The sequence below is a fragment of the Xanthomonas sp. SS genome (genome assembly GCF_014236835.1).
GTDB lineage: Bacteria > Pseudomonadota > Gammaproteobacteria > Xanthomonadales > Xanthomonadaceae > Xanthomonas_A.
Genome location: NZ_CP051190.1, coordinates 1,059,865 through 1,077,768, shown reverse-complemented (window position 1 = coordinate 1,077,768; position 17,904 = coordinate 1,059,865). Strand labels below are relative to the sequence as shown.

Below are 17,904 nucleotides of genomic sequence, written 5' to 3'. Positions count from 1 at the left end.
GCGCCAGCCCACCGCCCTACACTGCCCGCCTGATGCCGCCGCTGATCCCGCCCCCGCTGTCGCTGTACGTGCACCTGCCCTGGTGCGTGCGCAAATGCCCGTACTGCGATTTCAACTCGCATGCGGCCAAGGGCGCGCTGCCGTTCGACGACTACGTGGACGCGCTGATCCGCGATCTGGACCAGGACCTGCCGCTGGTCTGGGGCCGCACCGTACAGACCGTGTTCTTCGGCGGCGGCACCCCCAGCCTGTTCCCGGCCGAGGCGATCGACCGTTTTCTGCAGGCGGCCAGCGCGCGCCTGCGCTTCGCGCCGAACCTGGAAATCACCCTGGAGACCAACCCGGGCACCGCCGAACACGGGCGCTTCGACCGCTACCTGGCGGCCGGGGTCAACCGGCTCAGCTTCGGCATCCAGAGCTTCGACGACGCCGCGCTGCAGCGCCTGGGCCGCATCCACGACAGCGCCGATGCCGAGCGCGCGGTGAAGCTGGCGCAGGACGCCGGCTACGCCAACCTCAACCTGGACCTGATGTACGCACTGCCGCAGCAGACCCTGGCCGGGGCGGAAACCGACATCGCGCGCGCGCTGGCGCTGCAGCCCACCCACATCAGCCATTACCAGCTGACCCTGGAACCGAACACGGTGTTCGCCGCGCGCCCGCCGCAGGGCATTCCCGAGGACGACGACGCCTGGGACATGCAGGAGCACTGCCAGGCGCTGCTGGCCGCGGCCGGCTACGCCCAGTACGAAGTCAGCGCCTACGCCCGCGACGGCTACCAGTGCGCGCACAACCTCAACTACTGGAAGTTCGGCGACTATCTGGGCATCGGCGCCGGCGCCCACGGCAAGATCAGCTCCGGCGCCGAGCAGAGCATCCTGCGGCGCTGGAAGACCAAGCATCCGCAGGCGTTCCTGGCCGCCGCCGGCACCCCGGCGGCGATCGGCGGCGACGACTGGATCGGCGCCGAGCGGCGTCCGTTCGAATACATGCTCAATGCGCTGCGCCTGAACCAGGGGTTCGCGTTGCGCGACTTCGCCGTGCGCACCGGCCTGGAACCGGAGACGATCGCTCCGGCGCTGGCCCAGGCGCAGGCGCGGGGCTGGCTGCAGGTGGAATCCGGGCATGCGCTGCCGACCGAACTGGGACGGCGCTTCACCAACGACGTGGTCGCCCTGTTCATGCTCTGAAATGCTGCGCCAGGCCGCCGCCAACATGGTTGCGCCGCCAGAAACGTGTTACATACCGGACCCCGGAAATCAAACGGCGATCACAGGATGTCATTGTCTGCCATTCCGTCGGCAAGCCCGGCGACGCTCGCTAGCGCCGCCCTGCCCACGCGCGTGCGCGACATCCTGGAGGCGCTGACCGGCCTGGTGTGGCAGACGCTGGAAGCGCCGTTGCAGTCGACCCTGAGCGAGCTGGAACGCGAGCTGTTCGACCAGGCCGAACGCGCGCGCAACAGCCAGCTGCAGGAGGACATCTACCAGGAACTGCAGGGCCTGCGGGCGCGCCGCGAGCGCTTTGCGCCGTTCTACAAAGCGCAGCTGGAAGCGGCCCTGGCCACGCTGCGGCTGCCGCTCGCCCCGGTCGGCCTGCTGCGCCAGGACAAGGCCAGCGCGGCGATGCAGATGCTGACCCTGGTCGCCGACGTGGACATCGACCGCGACATCGTCCTGCACGACATCGCCCGGCGCGAGGCGGCGCGGGCCAGCACCCCGCTGCAACTGCTCGGCCAGCGCTTCGGCGTGCTCGCCGCGCGGCCGGCGTTCGAAGCCGAGCACACGCCGTTGGGGCCGCACCTGCTGTGCCGGATCCTGCGCGAGGCCGGCGAGGAACTGCGCCTGGGGCTGGACGCGCAGCTGACCCTGTACCGCGCCTTCGAACGCCAGGCGCTGGTCCGCTACGGCGAGATGGTGGAACGCGCCAACGTGCTGCTGGCGCACGCCGGCGTGCTGCCCGGCCTGGTCTACCTGCCCTACGTGGCGCGGCCGACGAACGCGCCCGCCGCGGCCGCCGGCAACCGCGGCGTGGCGCGCCCGTCCTCGGCCACGCGCCCGGCCACCGGTTGGTCCGGACAGGCGGCGCCCGGCGGCTGGTCCGGCCCGGGCCCCGGTGCCGCCGGCGGCGAAGCCCCGCCCAGCGCAGCGCCCCCGCTGCCGCCACCGACCGCGGCCAACGCCGCAACGGCAGCAAGCGCCGCATCGGCCGCGCCCGACAACGCACCGACCGACCTGGCCACGCTGCGCCAGCTGCTCGCTGCGGCACGCGACCGTGCGACGGCGCCGGCCGCGACCACCGGTACCGCTCCCGCAGGCGCCGTCCACGCTGCCGCAGCGACAGCGATGCCTGCGTCATCCGGCAACGCCACGATGCCGGCCCCGCGCGCCGCCGCAAGCGGCGCGGCGAGCGCCTCCGCCCAGGCCAATGCCCCCGCCGTGCCCACCGCATCGCTGCTGCAGGCCTTGGGCGAACTGCAGGCGCAGCCGCCGGCGCATAGCGCCCTGGCCGGCCTGCGCGGGCGCCGCCAGATGCGCGACGTGCAGGCGGCGCTGCTGGCCACGCTGCGCAGCGAACATGGCCCGCAGGCGGCGCTGGCGCCGCAGGATGCCGACACCTTCGACCTGCTCGGCCTGCTGTACGCGGAAATCGAACGCGAAGTGCGCAGCGATGCGCCAGCCGCCGACCTGCTGGAGCGCCTGCAGGTGCCGCTGGTGCGCGCCGCGCTGCAGGACAGCGCGTTCTTCGTGCGCAGCCAGCACCCGGCGCGCGAGCTGCTCAATGCGGTCGCCGAGTCCGGCGCCACCTGGCTCAGCGAAGAGGACACCGATCCGCAGTTGCTGCTGAAGTTGAACCAGACCGTCGACCGGGTGGTCGAGGAATACGAGGGCGACGAGCAGGTCTTCGAGCAGGCCCACCAGGACATCCTGGCGCAGTACCGCGCACTGGCGCACAAGGCCGAGATCGCCGAGCGCCGCCATATCGAGGCCGCGCGCGGCAAGGAGCGGCTGGAGGTGGCCAAGGAATTGGCCAGCTCCACGCTGGAAGCGCTGTGCCGGACCTGGGAGCCGCCCAAGTTCGTGCAGGCGCTGTTGAACCAGGCCTGGTCCGATGTGCTGACCCTGACCCTGCTGCGCCAGGGCGAAGACTCCGATGCATGGCGCGATCGCAAGCAGCTGAGCCAGTGCATCGCCGAGGTCACCTGCCGCGCCAGCGGCGGCGAGCCCGATCCGGACCTGGCCGGCGAAGTGCGCAGCGCCCTGCTGCAGGTGGGCTACCACCAGGACGAAGCCGAGGCGATCGCGCGGCGCCTGTCCACCCCCGGCGGCGGCGACACGCTGACCTCGCGCACCGAACTCAGCGCCAAATTGAAGGCGCGCACCCGCCTCGGCGACCAGGGCGAGGATGGCGAGCGGCCGCTGCTGGCGCCGCGCAACGAAGCCGAGCAAGCGGCCTATGCGCGGCTGCGCAGCCTGCCGTTCGGCACCTGGTTCGAATTCGTGACCAACCAGCAGGGCGACCTGAAACGGCAGCGCCTGTCCTGGTACAGCCCGATCACCGACCGCGCCCTGTTCGTCAACCAGCGCGGACACAAGACCGCCGAGTACTCGCTGGATGCGCTGTCGCGGCTGCTGGCGCAGAGCCAGGCGCGGATCGTCACCGAGGACCGCGCGCGCCTGATCGACCGCGCCTGGCATGCCACCGTGCGCGCCTTGCGCACTCTCGCCGGCGCGCCGGTCCCCGCCGACACCCTGGAGGACGCATGATCGCCGAAGCCCGCCGTTCGCCGCGCCGCCAGGTCCCGGACATGGTGCCGGTGCTGGACATGATGGAAGACGCGGTGGTCGGCCGGCTCGGCAACCTCTCCGAGAGCGGCATGCTGCTGCTGGCCTCGGTGCCGCTGCACGAGGACGCGCTGTACCAGTTGCGCTTCGCGCTGCCGCAACTCGGCCGCGAGGCGCAGATCGACGTCGGCGTGCACCTGTTGTGGAGCGAACGCGCGCAGGCGCCGGGCCAGGCCTGGGCCGGCTTCCGCTTCCTGACCATCTCGCCGGCGCATCGCGAGCTGCTGCGGCAATGGATCAACGCCGGCCCGGCCGGGTAGCGCGCCGGCAGCATCGCCGGCGCCCCCTGTAGGAGCGGCTTCAGCCGCGACAGACACTCTCGATGGAGTCTGTCGCGGCTGAAGCCGCTCCTACAGTTTCATCGCCTGCACAAGACAGAAGAAGATCGGCCGGCGTGGCAACGCCTGCCGCTTTTCGGCTACGCCTGCGCATAGCCGCATGCCATGCACAGGCACGCGGTGCGTCAACGCGTGCGTGCCGTTTGCGGCAAACTTGGCGCCTGCCTTTCCGCATCGCCGACCGAGCCGCCGCCATGATCCAGCAAGACCCCAGCGCCCTGTACGCCGACCACCTGCGCACGCTGGCGCAACGCGCCGACACGGCGCTGGCGCGCGGCGGCTTCGACCATCTGCTCGTGCCCAGCGGCAGCCTGCACTACCAGCTGTTCGACGATCGCGACTATCCGTACGCGGTGAACCCGCAGTTCAAGGCGTGGCTGCCACTGACCAAGGTGCCGAACAGCTGGCTGGTCTACACCCCGAGGCGCCGCCCGCAGCTGATCTTCCACCAGCCGCGCGACTACTGGCACGTGGTGCCGGCCGCACCGAACGGCTGGTGGGTCGAGCATTGCGACATCCACGTCATCCGCAGCCCGGAAGAGGCGCTGGCGCTGCTGCCGGGACCGGCCGCGCGCTGCGCGATCCTCGGCGAAGCGCAGAGCGCGCTGGGCGACTACGTACCGAACAATCCCGAAGCGGTGGTTCAGTACCTGGAGTACCACCGCGCCTACAAGACCGCCTACGAACTGGCGCTCATGCGCCAGGCGCAGCACCTGGCGGTGCGCGGCCACCGCGCCGCCGAAGCCGCGTTCCGCGACGGCCGCAGCGAGTTCGAAATCCACATGGCGTATTGCAGCGCGGTGGGCCAGGACGCCAACGACTTGCCGTACGGGAACATCATTGCGCTGAACGAGCACGGCGCGGTGTTGCACTACACCGAACTGGATCGGCAGGCGCCGGCGCAGCGGCGCAGTTTCCTGATCGACGCCGGCGCCTCCGCGCACGGCTACGCCAGCGACATCACCCGCAGCTACGCCGCCGACACCGGCAGCGAGTTCCAGGCGCTGATCGACGCGGTCGACGCCGCGCAGATCCGCATGGGCCAGGGCGTGCGCGCCGGCGTGGATTACAAGCAATTGCACCTCGACGCGCACCTGGCGCTGATGGGCGTGCTCAAGGACTTCGGCGTGATCACCGTGTCGCCGGAAGCCGCGCTGGCCACCGGCGTCAGCGCTGCGTTCTTCCCGCACGGCCTCGGCCATCCGATCGGCCTGCAGGTGCATGACGTGGCCGGCTTCGCCGCCAGCGACCGCGGCGGCCGCATCGAACGCCCCGCCGGCCATCCCTACCTGCGCATGACCCGCGTGCTCGAACCAGGCATGGTGGTGACGATCGAACCGGGCGTGTACTTCATCGACATGCTGCTGGACGAGGTCAAGCAGAACGGCCATGCCGCCAGCGTGGACTGGAACCGGGTCGAGCAGTTCAAGCCCTACGGCGGCATCCGCATCGAAGATGAGGTGGCCTGCACCGACGGCGAACCGGAGAACCTGACGCGGCCGGCGTTCGCCGCGGCGGCCTGACGGCAGCCGGGATTCGGGATTAGCAACAACGCCTGCTGCCAAAGCCATGGCGAGCGGCACGCAGCGCCATGGATCAGCGCGCATCCTGGCCACTTCGAACCGCCGCTTCCGGTCCGCTAGCGGCGTGCGCGCAGCCGCATTGACATACGCGACGTATGAAAATAGCATGCGTCGCGTATGTCAACTGGCCACCGCATGCAACGTCGTCGTTCCCGCACCGAGATGATCGAGGAGACCCGCGCCAAACTGCTGACGGCGGCGCGGCGCGCGTTCGCCGCGCAAGGTTTCGCGCACACCTCGATGGACGACTTCACTGCCGCGGTAGGCCTGACCCGCGGGGCGCTCTACCACCACTTCAATGGCAAGGAAGGCCTGCTGACCGCCGTCATCGAGCAGATCGAGGCCGAGGTCGGCGAACGTCTGCAGGCCGTGTCGGACGCGGCGCCCTCGCCGTGGGAAGGGTTTCGCCGCCGCTGCCGCACCTATCTGGAACTGGCGCTGGAACCGGAGATCCGCCGCATCATCCTGCAGGACGCGCGCGCCGTGTTCGGCGACGTCCCGCCGGCCGCCCAGTCGGTAGGGATCGACGCATTGCAGGCCTCGATCGAGACCCTGATCGCCGCCGGCACGGTGGCGCCGCTGCATGGCGGGGTGATGGCGCGCATGCTCTACGGCGCCATCACCGAAGCCTCGTTCTGGATCGCCGAACCGGAGGGCGATCAGCAGGCGCGCCTGGCCGACGCGCTCGACAGCCTGGAACGGCTGCTCGGCAGCCTGCTCGCCCGCTGAACGATCGCATCCCGCACGCTGCCAGGAATTCCCCTCATGCAATGGCGCACCACCGCAAACCGCTTCGGCTTCGTCGCCAAACTGTTCCACTGGACCACCGCCGCCGCGTTCATCGGCGCCTACGTGGTCGTCTACTACGTCATCTGGTTCATGGACGACACCTCCGACGCGTCCTTGCCGGTGCTCAACCTGCACTGGGTGCTCGGCCTGCTGGTCGGCTTCCTGGTGCTGCCGCGGCTGCTGTGGCGCTGGCTGGACGTGCAGCCGGACGATCCGCCGGGATCGCCGCTGGAACACCGGCTCGCGCATGCGGCGCACTGGGGCCTGTACGCCCTGCTGATCGTCATGCCGCTGACCGGCTACGTGGGCACCGGCGCCGATACCGACTTCGGCCTGTTCAGCGTCACCGGGTTCAACGAGACCCGGCTGTTCGCGTGGATCAGCCAGCGCTTCGCGCTCAGCTGGGAAGCGTTCGAGGCGCCCATCGATGTCGTGCATCACTTCATCGGCAAATGGATCGCGTGGCTGGTGGTCGCGCTGCACGTTGCCGCAGCGCTGTTCCACCACTGGGTGCGCCGCGACGACGTGCTCGCGCGCATGCTGCCGTGGCGGACCGCGCGCACTGCGCCTGCGTCCGCACCGGTCGGCGAGAGCGGCACTCCGGCACCCTGAGCAGCGACGCGCGCAGACCCCGGCCTGCCGCGCGAATCACACGCCCGGCAGCGGGGCCGGTTCGCCCGCCGGCAACGGCCAGCGGAGCAGAAAGTTGGTGCCACCGGTGCCCGAGGGCCGGCAGATCGCATCGCCGCCATGCGCCACGGCGATGGCCTTGACCACGGCCAGGCCCAGGCCGCTGCCGCCGCTCTTGCGCGAGCGCGAAGGATCGCCGCGGCGGAAGGCCTCGAACACGCGCGCAGCGACGTCCGCATCGATGCCGGGGCCGTCGTCCTCCACGCTCAGCTCGCACATGCCGCCTCGGTTGCCTGCACGCACCCGCAACGCGCCGGGTTCGGCGTACGCGAGCGCGTTCTGCAGCAAGGCCATCAAGGCCTGGCGGATGCGCACCGCATCGCACACGACCTGCATCCGCGGATCCAGCTCCACCTGCAGCACGAAGCCGCGCGCGGCCAGGCCGCCGGCGAAGGCGTGGACGACGGCGGACAGTTCCTGCGCCAGGTCGGCCGGCGCAAGGTGCAGTTCCAGATGGCCGCTGTCGTTGAGGCTGAGCACACGCAGATCCTCGATCAGCCTGCTCAACCCCTCGACCTGGCGCAGCAGCCCCTGGAACGTCTCCACTTCGGGCACGAACACCCCTTCCGCCAAGCCCTGCAGGCGCCCGCGCAGGATGGTGACCGGCGTGCGCAGCTCATGGGCGATGGCCGCGTTCCAGAACTCGCGTTCGCGGGTCATGCGCTGCAGGCGTTCGGCCATCGTGTTGAAGTCGCGCACCAGTTGCGCGGTCTCGCCCAGCGCATGTTCGTCCATCGCCGCGCGCGCCTGCAGGTTGCCCTGGGCGATCTCGCGCAGGCTGTGCGCCACCGAGTTCAGCGGCATCAGGATGCGGCGCGACAGGCGCACGGCCACCAGCATGGCCACCGCCAGCGCCGCCACCGCGGTGCAGACGATCCATGCCAGCTCGACCCGGGACGGCATCCAGGTTTCGGAAATGCTGCCCGGCAGATACGCCACGGCCAGCGCATAGAACACATAGGAGCCGACCACCGACAGCAGGATGATCCCCAGCGCCAGCACGCCCAGCGACAGCACGACCTGTCGGCGCAGCCCCGGTTCCTGGCTCACGCGCCGTGCCCGAACCGGTAGCCGACGCCGCGCACGCTGACCGGCGTGCCCTGCACGCCGAGGGCCTCGAGTTTCTTGCGCAGTTTGCTGATGTGGCTGTCGACCGTGCGTTCCTGGCTGTCGCCCTCGGGCAGACAGGCGCTCAACAGCTCGGCGCGACTGAACACGCGCCTGGGCGCGCGCATCAGCCGGCTCAGGATCTTGAACTCGGTCAGGGTCAGGTCCAGCGTGTGGCGCCGCTCGCCGACCCGCACGCTGGCATCGTGCTGGTCCAGATCGAGATGGAACGCACCCACCCGCAGCGCGCGCGCTTCGGGCGCGCCGCTGGCCTGGATCCGCCGCAGCACCGCCTGCACGCGCGCCACCACTTCGGCCGGATTGAACGGCTTCACGACGTAGTCGTCGGCGCCCAGGCGCAGGCCCATCAGTTTGTCGATGTCGTGGTCGAGCGCGGTGAGCATGATGACCGGGGTGTGGCCGCGATGACGCAACTCCGCAAGCACCTTCCACCCGTCCACGCCGGGCATCTGCACATCCAGCAGAACCAGATCCGGATCCAGGGCCAGATGCATGGCAAGCGCTTCACGGCCATCGGCCGCGTGCGCCGTGCGCAACCCGCTGCGCGCGAGATACGCCGCCAGGATCTCGGCGATCTCGCGCTCGTCTTCGGCGATCAGGACGAGAGCGGCAGACGCGGGCACCGGAGACGGGCCTGAGGCGGAGGCGGACATGTGGACGCTGGAATGCTTCGACGCTGGATGGTCGATGGGTCTCCATCATATCTCCACACTGCATCGAAAACGCCGCAACCATCGCCTGTCACGCTCCTCGCTTCGCACTTCCGCCGCACGCGCGGCGCGGCGACACCATCGAGGCTCGTGAGGCATGTGCATGCGACAGTGGTACCGAAACCTGGCGACGGCCGGCCTGGCCGCGCTGGCGCTGGCCGGCTGCGGAACGGATGGGCAGGACGCGGCCGCACCGCCTCCGGCGCAGGTCACGGTGCTGACCCTGCGCCCGGAGCAGGTGACCGCGAGCGTGGACCTGCCGGGGCGGATCTCCGCGGTGCGCAGCGCACAGATCCGGCCGCAGGTCGGCGGCATCGTGCAAAGGCGTTTCTTCGAACAGGGCGCAGAAGTGAAACGCGGCGAGGCGCTGTTCCAGATCAACCCGGCCCCGTTCAAGGCCGAGGTCGACAGCGCTGCGGCGGCGCTGCAACGCACGCAGGCCGCGCTAGCGCGCGCCAGCGGGCAGGTCGCACGGCTCGAGCGCCTGGTGCAATCCGACATGGTCAGCCGGCAGACGTACGACGACGCGGTGGCGCAACGCGACCAGGCCGCGGCCGACGTGGCCGAAGCGCGCGCGACGCTGGCGCGGCGGCGCCTGGACCTGGCGTTCGCGCGGGTCGATGCGCCGATCTCCGGGCGCATCGACCAGGCGCTGCTCACCGAGGGCGCGCTGGTCGCGCCGACCGACAGTGCGCCGCTGGCCGTGGTCCAGCAGATCGACCAGGTCTACGTCGACGTGCGCCAGCCGGCGACCGCGCTGGACCCGCTTGGCGACGCGCCGGGCGCGCAGGCGGCCGGCGACCACGGCCTGCCCGCGCAGATCCTCGATCGCAGCGGGCGGCCCTCCGGCGTGAGCGGGCGCGTGCTGTTCTCCGGCATCGACGTCGACGCCAGCACCGGCGACGTGCTGTTGCGCATCCTGGTCGACAACCCGCAGCGGCGGTTGCTGCCCGGGATGTACGTGCGCGCGCGGGTGCCGCGGGCCAGCTATGCGCAGGCGCTCACCGTTCCCCAGCAGGCGGTCACCCGGATCGGCGCGCAGGCGTACGTGTGGATCGTGGATGCGCACGGACGCGCACACAGCGCCTCGGTCGAACTGGGTGAACTGGTCGAACGCCGCTACCGCATCGCCTCCGGCCTGCACGCGGGGCAGCGGGTGGTCATCGAGGGCATCGAACGCCTGAGCGCCGGAGCGGCGGTCACCGCCCGCCCATGGCGTGGTCCGGCCAGCGCGGCCACCGCCGCAAGCGCGCGCTGAGCGGGAGGAACCGAGCATGCCCCAGTTCTTCATCGAGCGTCCGGTGTTCGCGTGGGTGATCGCGTTGTTCATCGTGCTGTTCGGCGCCATCGCCATCGGGCAACTGCCGGTCGCGCGCTATCCCTCGGTGGCGCCGCCGTCGGTGACCTTGTACGCGAGCTATCCCGGCGCCACGCCGCAGACGATGAACGACTCGGTGGTCGGCCTGGTCGAACGCGAACTGGCCGGGGTCAAGAATCTGCTGTACTTCGAGTCCTCGGTGGATACCTCCGGCACCGCGCAGATCACCGCGACCTTCAAACCGGGCACCGATCCGGAGCTGGCGCAGGTGGACGTGCAGAACCGGATCAAGGCGGTGGAGCCGCGCCTACCGCAGGCGGTGCGGCAAAGCGGCCTGCAGGTGGAGTCGGCCGCCTCCGGCTTCCTGATGCTGATCGGCATGACCTCGCGCGACGGCCGCTACGACGAGGTCGCGCTCAACGACTACATGGCGCGCAACATCGTGCAGGAGCTGCGCCGGATCGACGGCGTCGGCCGCGTGCAGCTGTTCGGCGCCGAGCAGGCCATGCGCGTGTGGGTGGATCCGGACAAGCTGGTCGCCTACGGGCTGGCGATGACCGACCTGGCGCAAGCGATCGAACAGCAGAACGCGCAGATCGCGCCGGGCCGCATCGGCGACGAACCGACCCTGCCCGGCCAGCGCCTGACCGTGCCGCTGACCGTCGTCGGGCAGCTGTCCACGCCGGAGCAGTTCGCCGCGATCGTGCTGCGCGCCAGCGCCGACGGCGCCAGGGTCGTGCTCGGCGATGTGGCGCGCGTGGAACTGGGCGCGCAATCCTACGCGTTCTCCAACCGTGAGAACGGCGCGGCTGCGACCAGCGCCGCCATCCAGCTTTCGCCCGGCGCCAACGCGGTGCGGACCGCGCAGGCGGTACAGGACAGGCTCGACGAACTGTCCGCCAGCATGCCGACCGGGATGGCCTACTCTATCCCGTTCAACACCGCGCCGTTCGTGAAGATCTCTATCGAGAAGGTGCTGCACACGCTGCTCGAAGCGATGCTGCTGGTGTTCCTGGTGATGTACCTGTTCCTGCAGAACGTCCGCTATACGCTGATTCCGGCGATCGTCGCGCCCATCGCGCTGCTCGGCACGTTCGCAGTGTTGCTGCTGGCCGGGTTCTCCATCAACGTGCTGACCATGTTCGGCATGGTGCTGGCGATCGGCATCATCGTCGACGATGCCATCGTGGTGGTGGAGAACGTCGAACGGCTGATGGCCAGCGAAGGGCTCTCGCCCAGGGACGCCACGTCCAAGGCGATGCGGGAGATCACCGGCGCGGTGGTCGGCATCACCCTGGTGCTGACCGCGGTGTTCATTCCAATGGCGTTCGCGGCCGGCTCGGTCGGCGTGATCTACAAGCAGTTCACCTTGTCGATGGCGGTCTCGATCCTGTTCTCGGCGTTCCTGGCGCTGACCCTGACCCCGGCGCTATGCGCGACGCTGCTGCGTCCGCCGCAGCCCGGCCACCACGAGAAACGCGGCTTCTTCGGCGCCTTCAATTGCCGCTTCGAGCGCCTGACCTGCGGTTACGCGGCGCGTGTGGCGCGTATGATCCGGCACAGCGGACGCATGATGGCGGCGTTCTGCGTGGTCTGCGTCGCGCTGGTGTTCGCGGCGCGCCAGCTGCCGTCTTCGTTCCTGCCGGAAGAGGACCAGGGCTATTTCATGACCTCCATCCAACTGCCAACCGGCGCCACCAGCGAGCGCACGCTCGATGTGGTGAAGGCCTTCGAGGCGCATGTCGCAACGCGCCCGGCGCTGGCCTCGAACCTGGTCATCCAGGGCTTCAGCTTCGCCGGCGCGGGGCCGAACGCGGCAATGGCCTTCACCATGCTCAAGGACTGGGACGAACGCGGCGGCGCCAGCGCGAACCAGGAAGCGGCGCTGGCCCAGCAGGCCATGCACGGCATCGCCGAAGGCACGGTGATGAGCCTGATGCCACCGGCGATCGACGAACTGGGCACGTCCTCGGGCTTCACCCTGTTCCTGCAGGACCGCGGCAACCGCGGCGACGCCGCGCTCATGGCCGCGCAGGCGCGGCTGCTGGAACTGGCCGCGCGCAGCAAGCTGGTCGGCGACGTCTATCCCGACGGCATGCCGCCGGGAAAGAGCATCCAGCTGCAGATCGACCGGCACAAGGCCGAAGCGATGGGCCTGTCGTTCGGCACGGTCAGCGCGACCCTGTCGGCGGCGATGGGCTCGCTGTACGTCAACGACTTCCCCAACGCCGGGCGCATGCAGCAGGTGATCGTGCAGGCCGACGCGCCGGCGCGCATGCAGCTGGACGACGTGCTGGCGCTGCGCGTGCGCACCGCCTCCGGCGGCATGCTGCCGCTGCGCGAAGTGGTGGCGCCGTCGTGGATCGACTCGCCGCAGCAACTGATGCGCTTCCAGGGCTTTCCCGCTGTGCGCATCGCCGGCGGCGCGGCACCCGGCGTCTCCAGCGGCGACGCGATGGCCGAGATGGAACGCCTGGCGGCGCAGCTGCCGCCGGGTTTCGCCGTGGCCTGGACCGGTCAATCCCTGCAGGAACGCCAGTCGGCGACGCAGGCGCCGATGCTGACCCTGCTGTCGGCGCTGGTGGTGTTCCTGGTGCTGGCGGCGCTGTACGAGAGCTGGTCGATTCCGCTGTCGGTGATGCTGGTGGTGCCGCTCGGGCTGCTCGGCACGGTGGCGGCGGTCATGCTGCGCGGCCTGCCGAACGATGTGTTCTTCAAGGTCGGCATGATCACCATCATCGGCCTGTCGGCCAAGAACGCGATCCTGATCGTGGAGTTCGCCCGGCAGTTGCACGTCGGGGGCCAGGGCCTGGCCGAGGCGGTGGTGAATGCCGCGCGCCTGCGCCTGCGCCCGATCCTGATGACCTCGCTGGCATTCGCGCTGGGCGTGGTGCCGCTGATGCTGGCCTCGGGCGCCAGCGCCGAAACGCAGCATGCGATCGGCACCGGCGTATTCGGCGGCATGGTCAGCGGCACCTTGCTGGCGGTGTTCTTCGTGCCGGCGTTCTTCGTGTTCGTGATCGGCATGCAGGAACGTTTCTCGGCCTGGCGCACGCGATCCGCAACCGCGAAGACGAGAACGGGAAGCGCGAAAGGCGCCGGGAATCAGGAGTAGGCGATCGCGCACCGCGCCCGTACAGGCCATCGCGATCGCCTGCGGCATTCGCGGGTTGGCGGCCATCACACGCGGCCTGTCGCCGTTGTCCTTCTCGATCCCGGTGGGCTACTCCCCATTCCCCGCCATCACCGCCTCGATCTCCTCGGCGCTGCGCGCCAGCGCGGCGGTCAGCACGCGGTGGCCGTCGTCGGTGATCAGCACGTCGTCTTCGGTGCGGATGCCGATGCCGCGCCAGCGCGGCTCCACCTGTTTGTCGTCGGCGGCGATGTACAGCCCCGGTTCGATGGTGAAGACCATGCCCGGCTCGAGCAGGCGCGAGGCGCCGGCCAGCTTGTAGTCGCCGACGTCGTGCACGTCCAGGCCGAGCCAGTGCCCGGTTTTGTGCCGATAGAAACGCCGGTAGTCGCCATCGGCCAGGTTCTGCTCCAGCGTGCCCTTGAGCAGGCCCAGCCGCAGCAGGCCTTCGGTGAGGGTCTGCACCGCCGCCAGGTGCCCGGCCTCGTAGGCCACGCCCGGCCGCGCCTGCGCCAGCGCCGCCGCATGCGCGGCGCCGACCAGCTCGTGCAGCGCGCGCTGCTCGGCGCTGAAGCGGCCGCTGACCGGGAAGGTGCGGGTGATGTCGGCGGCGTAGCCGCGGTACTCGGCGCCGGCGTCGACCAGCACCAGGTCGCCGTCGCGCAGGCGCGCGGCGTTGGCGCGGTAATGCAGCACGCAGGCGTTGGCGCCGCTGCCGACGATGCTGCCGTAGGCGGGCCAGGCGTCGCCGGCGCGGAACTCGCGTTCGATCTCGGCTTGCAACTGGTATTCGTGGATGCCCGGCCGTGCCAGCCGCATCGCCGCGCGATGCGCAGCCACGCTGAGGTCGGCGGCGACCTGCATCAGCGCGATCTCGTCGCGCGACTTGAACAGGCGCTGCTCGTGCAGCAGGTGGCCCAGTTCCAGGAACTCGTGCGGCGGCTGCGCGCCATGCCGCACCTGCTCGCGCACCCGATTGACCCAGCCGATCAGCTTGAGGTCGAAATCGACGTCGCGGCCGAAGTGGTAGTAGACCCGCGAGCGGCCTTCCAGCAGCCCCGGCAGGATCTCGTCGAGGTCCTCGATCGGGTACGCATCGTCCATGCCGTAGCGTTCCACCGCGCCTTCCTGGCCTTCGCGCGGGCCGTCCCAGGCCTCGCGCTCGGGATCGCGCTCGCGGCAGAACAGCAGCGCCTCGCCGTGCTTGCGCCCAGGCACCAGCACCAGCACCGCCTCCGGCTCGGGGAAACCGCACAGGTACCAAAAGTCCGAATCCTGCCGGTACGGGTAATGGGTGTCGTGGCTGCGCACCCGCTCCGGTGCGCTCGGCAGCACCAGGATGGCGTGGTCGCCAGCCATGTCCATCAACTGTTTGCGCCGACGCGCGTATTCGCCCGCGCCGATGCCGGTGAGTCGCTTCATCGCTCAGTTCAGGCGTTGCCGATGGCGCGGGCCGAGCACGCAGTCGCTGTGCAGCAGCAGCGCGGCCACGCGCACGAATTCCTCGATCTCGGCCAGCGCGTCCTCGTCCTCGTCGGCGCTGTCGAAATCGTCGGTGCTGGCCTGGGCCAGCCGCGCCAGGTCCTGCAGCGATTCTTCGCCTTCTTCCGACAACGGCGGCTTGGCCCCGGCGGCCAGGCCGAAACCGCCGAGAAAGCCGCGGCACCAGTCGAACAGGGCATCGGCGCGCTCGGACAGCGGCGCGCCGGCATCGGCCAGGACCAGGTCGAAGGCGAAATCTCGGTCCTCCAGCTGCGCGGCGGTGGCCTCGCGCAGCCGGTCGAGCACGTCGCCGCTGCGCGGCGTGGCGATGCCGGCATCGGCCAGCACCGCGGCCGGCCACGCTGCCAGGTCGGCGCCGCCACCGGCCAGCCAGCCGCACAACGCACCGTGGAGTTCGGCCGCCGACGCGGCCAGGCCCAGTTGCTGGCTGGCTTGGGTGACGTCGTCGGCGCTAGGAAGTTCGATCATGGACGCAAGGCCTGTTGTGCGCTCGCCACCGAGAGTCGGGGCCAGCGGCGGAGCGGGACTGCGCAGTGTAGCAATCCGCATGTGTCGCGCTGCTTGTTAAGGCTTCCGGCGGGCGCCTACACTCCACCACCCCCTTTCCTGACCGAAGCCCTCTTCCCGCCATGTCGATCGAGCACGTCGCTGCGGGAATTGCCGGATATGCCGGAACGGACTGGCGCTGGGGCTGGGCCGCCGCAGCGGCGATCCTGGCGGTGGCCGCGGTGGTTTCCGCGCTGCAGGCGCTGCACTGGCGGCGGCGCATGCAGCAACAGCAGAAACGCCAGCAGCAGTTGCAGCAGCGCGACCGCCACCTGAAGCTGGCGCTGTGGGCCTCCGGCGAGCACTTCTGGGACTACGACCTGCAGCAACGCAAGCTGCGCCGCATGCGCGCCGACGAAGCGGCGCCGCACGCGCAGGAGATCACCATGGTGATCCGCGAGGACGATCCGCTGCGCATCCACCCCGACGACGTGCCGCAGGCCGAGCGCGCGCTGCGCGAACACCTGCAGGGCCTGACACCGGTCTACGTGGCCGAGTACCGGGTGGACCTGGCCGGCGACGGCGTGTGGCTGTGGGCGCGGGTGCGCGGCCGCGTGGTCGACTACGACGCCGCCGGCAAGCCGCGCCGGCTCGCCGGCACCGCGCGCGACATCACCTCGCACCGCCAGGCCGACCTGGAACGGCGCATCGCCAGCGAAGTGCTGCGCAGCATGAGCGAGGCGGTCGCGGTGCTGGACGAAGACCTGCGCTTCATCTCGGTCAATCCGGCCTTCACCCGCATCACCGGCTACAGCGAACGCGAGGTGCTGGGCCAGCCGATGACCCTGCTCGACCATGCGCCCGACGTGCCCGCCGCGCCGTCGCTCGAGCACGGCCGCTCCTGGCGCGGCGATGCCTGGAAACGGCGCAAGGACGGCCTGGAAATCCTCTGCCACGTGCGCCGCAACACGGTCGGCGACGCCGACGGCCGGCACAGCTTCCACGTGGTGGTGCTGGAAGACATCACCGACCAGAAGCGCGCCGAGCAGGAACTGCGCTACCTGGCCAACTACGACACGCTGACCAGCCTGCCCAACCGCGCACTGCTGTCCGAGCGGCTGGCGCGTTCGATCGTGCGTGCGCGGCGCCAGGGCAGTTCGGTGGCGGTGCTGTTCCTGGACCTGGACCGGTTCAAGGACATCAACGATTCGCTCGGCCACGCGGTCGGCGACCGGGTGCTGCGCGCGGTCGCCGAACGCCTGCAGCAGGCGGTGGGCCCGCAGCACACGGTCGCGCGCCTGGCCGGCGACGAATTCACCGTGGTGGTGGAGGACATCGCCGATCAGGCCGAGGCCGAAGCCGTCGCCACGCGCGTGCTGGCCGCGTTCGATGCGCCGCTGCAACTGGAGGACCGCCGCGAAGTGGCGATCTCCTCGTCGATCGGCATCTCGCTGTTCCCGCAGCACGCATTGCTGCCCAGCGAACTGCTCAAGCACGCCGACACCGCGATGTACCAGGCCAAGGCCGCCGGGCGCCGCAACGTGCAGGTCTATTCGGCGCGCATGGACGAGGCCACCCGCCACCGCGCCACGCTGGCCAGCAGCCTGCGCAAGATCCCGTTCGACCAGGAGCTGAAGCTGGTCTACCAGCCGCGCTATTCGCTGCGCGAGCAGCGCGTGGTCGGCGTGGAAGCGCTGCTGCGCTGGCACAGCGCCGATTTCGGCACGGTCTCGCCGAGCCAGTTCATCCCCCTGGCCGAAGAAACCGGGCTGATCCTGGAGATCGGCGAATGGGTGCTGCGCCAGGCCTGCAGCACGCTGCGCGACTGGCGCCAGCTGGGCCTGACCGACCTGTGCATGTCGGTCAACGTCTCGGCGATCCAGCTCGAGCGCGGCGACCTGCCGGCGTTGATGGCGCGGATCCTGGCCGAGACCGGGGTCCCGGCCGCCAACGTCGAGCTGGAACTCACCGAAAGCGTGGTGATGTCGCAGGTCGGCAAGAACGCCGCCACCCTGCATGCCTGCCGCGCCCTGGGCCTGGCCCTGGCGATCGACGACTTCGGCACCGGCTATTCGTCGCTGGCCTACCTGAAGCGCTTGCCGATCAATACCTTGAAGATCGACCAGGAATTCATCGGCGACCTGACCCGCGATCCGGACGACGAGGCGATCACCAGCACCATCATCGCGATGGGCCACTCGCTGACCCTGAAAGTGGTCGCCGAAGGCGTGGAGCTGCCCGGCCAGCTGGCGTTCCTGCGCCAGCACGGCTGCGACGAGATCCAGGGCCATCTGGTCGCGCCGGCACTGGAACCGGACGCCTGCCTGCAGTTGCTGCGGCAGCCGCTGCTGCTGCCCGCCTGAGCGGCGGCCGTCGCGCCC

Annotated in this window: 13 protein-coding genes; 9 read left to right on the top strand and 4 right to left on the bottom strand. The window is 70.3% G+C overall.

From position 1 onward, the window contains the following. Positions 1 to 32 precede the first annotated feature (32 nt). The 6 genes from hemW to HEP74_RS04515 all read left to right on the top strand — a co-directional run bounded on the left by hemW (position 33) and on the right by HEP74_RS04515 (position 7,167). Entirely contained in the window at positions 33 to 1,190 is a 1,158-nt protein-coding gene (hemW, locus tag HEP74_RS04540) for a radical SAM family heme chaperone HemW (protein ID WP_185815384.1), read from the top strand. Between the two features lie 87 nt (positions 1,191 to 1,277). Then, positions 1,278 to 3,767: a DUF1631 domain-containing protein gene (locus tag HEP74_RS04535; RefSeq protein WP_185815383.1), complete on the top strand. Its 2,490-nt coding sequence runs from the start codon at positions 1,278 to 1,280 to the stop codon at positions 3,765 to 3,767. Further along, entirely contained in the window at positions 3,764 to 4,105 is a 342-nt protein-coding gene (locus tag HEP74_RS04530; RefSeq protein ID WP_185815382.1) for a PilZ domain-containing protein, read from the top strand. Before HEP74_RS04535 ends, HEP74_RS04530 begins: the two co-directional genes overlap by 4 nt. Positions 4,106 to 4,377: 272 nt before the next feature. Continuing rightward, positions 4,378 to 5,706 carry a Xaa-Pro dipeptidase gene (gene pepQ, locus HEP74_RS04525; RefSeq protein ID WP_185815381.1) on the top strand — a complete coding sequence of 443 codons (1,329 nt, stop codon included), beginning with the start codon at positions 4,378 to 4,380 and terminating at the stop codon, positions 5,704 to 5,706. A 195-nt stretch (positions 5,707 to 5,901) separates the two neighbouring features. After that, on the top strand, positions 5,902 to 6,495 hold the full coding sequence (locus HEP74_RS04520; protein ID WP_185815380.1) for a TetR/AcrR family transcriptional regulator: 594 nt from the start codon (positions 5,902 to 5,904) through the stop codon (positions 6,493 to 6,495). Positions 6,496 to 6,531: 36 nt separating this feature from the next. Continuing rightward, a complete protein-coding gene (locus HEP74_RS04515; RefSeq protein WP_185815379.1) occupies positions 6,532 to 7,167 on the top strand; it encodes a cytochrome b in 636 nt (211 codons plus the stop codon). 36 nt (positions 7,168 to 7,203) lie between these two features. Here the strand turns inward: HEP74_RS04515 and HEP74_RS04510 are convergent, their stop codons facing one another. Further along, positions 7,204 to 8,295 carry an ATP-binding protein gene (locus HEP74_RS04510; RefSeq protein WP_185815378.1) on the bottom strand — a complete coding sequence of 364 codons (1,092 nt, stop codon included), beginning with the start codon at positions 8,293 to 8,295 and terminating at the stop codon, positions 7,204 to 7,206. After that, the gene (locus HEP74_RS04505; protein WP_185815377.1) at positions 8,292 to 9,026 is read right to left on the bottom strand and encodes a response regulator; all 735 of its coding nucleotides are present in this window, start codon (positions 9,024 to 9,026) and stop codon (positions 8,292 to 8,294) included. The genes HEP74_RS04510 and HEP74_RS04505 overlap by 4 nt, the downstream gene beginning before the upstream one ends. 160 nt (positions 9,027 to 9,186) lie before the next feature. Here HEP74_RS04505 and HEP74_RS04500 point away from each other — a divergent pair, with 160 nt between their 5' ends. Then, entirely contained in the window at positions 9,187 to 10,341 is a 1,155-nt protein-coding gene (locus HEP74_RS04500; RefSeq protein ID WP_221893160.1) for an efflux RND transporter periplasmic adaptor subunit, read from the top strand. Positions 10,342 to 10,357: 16 nt separating this feature from the next. After that, complete coding sequence (locus HEP74_RS04495; protein ID WP_185815375.1) at positions 10,358 to 13,516, top strand: multidrug efflux RND transporter permease subunit; 3,159 nt, start codon at positions 10,358 to 10,360, stop codon at positions 13,514 to 13,516. Between the two features lie 108 nt (positions 13,517 to 13,624). Here the strand turns inward: HEP74_RS04495 and HEP74_RS04490 are convergent, their stop codons facing one another. Together HEP74_RS04490 and HEP74_RS04485 are read right to left on the bottom strand one after the other, a co-directional pair. Then, positions 13,625 to 14,956: an aminopeptidase P N-terminal domain-containing protein gene (locus HEP74_RS04490; protein ID WP_185815374.1), complete on the bottom strand. Its 1,332-nt coding sequence runs from the start codon at positions 14,954 to 14,956 to the stop codon at positions 13,625 to 13,627. A 3-nt stretch (positions 14,957 to 14,959) separates the two neighbouring features. Next, complete coding sequence (locus HEP74_RS04485) at positions 14,960 to 15,505, bottom strand: YecA/YgfB family protein (protein ID WP_185815373.1); 546 nt, start codon at positions 15,503 to 15,505, stop codon at positions 14,960 to 14,962. 161 nt (positions 15,506 to 15,666) lie between these two features. On the opposite strand from HEP74_RS04485, the gene HEP74_RS04480 reads away from it, so the two are divergent. Next, a complete protein-coding gene (locus HEP74_RS04480) occupies positions 15,667 to 17,886 on the top strand; it encodes a putative bifunctional diguanylate cyclase/phosphodiesterase (protein ID WP_185815372.1) in 2,220 nt (739 codons plus the stop codon). Positions 17,887 to 17,904: the final 18 nt, after the last annotated feature.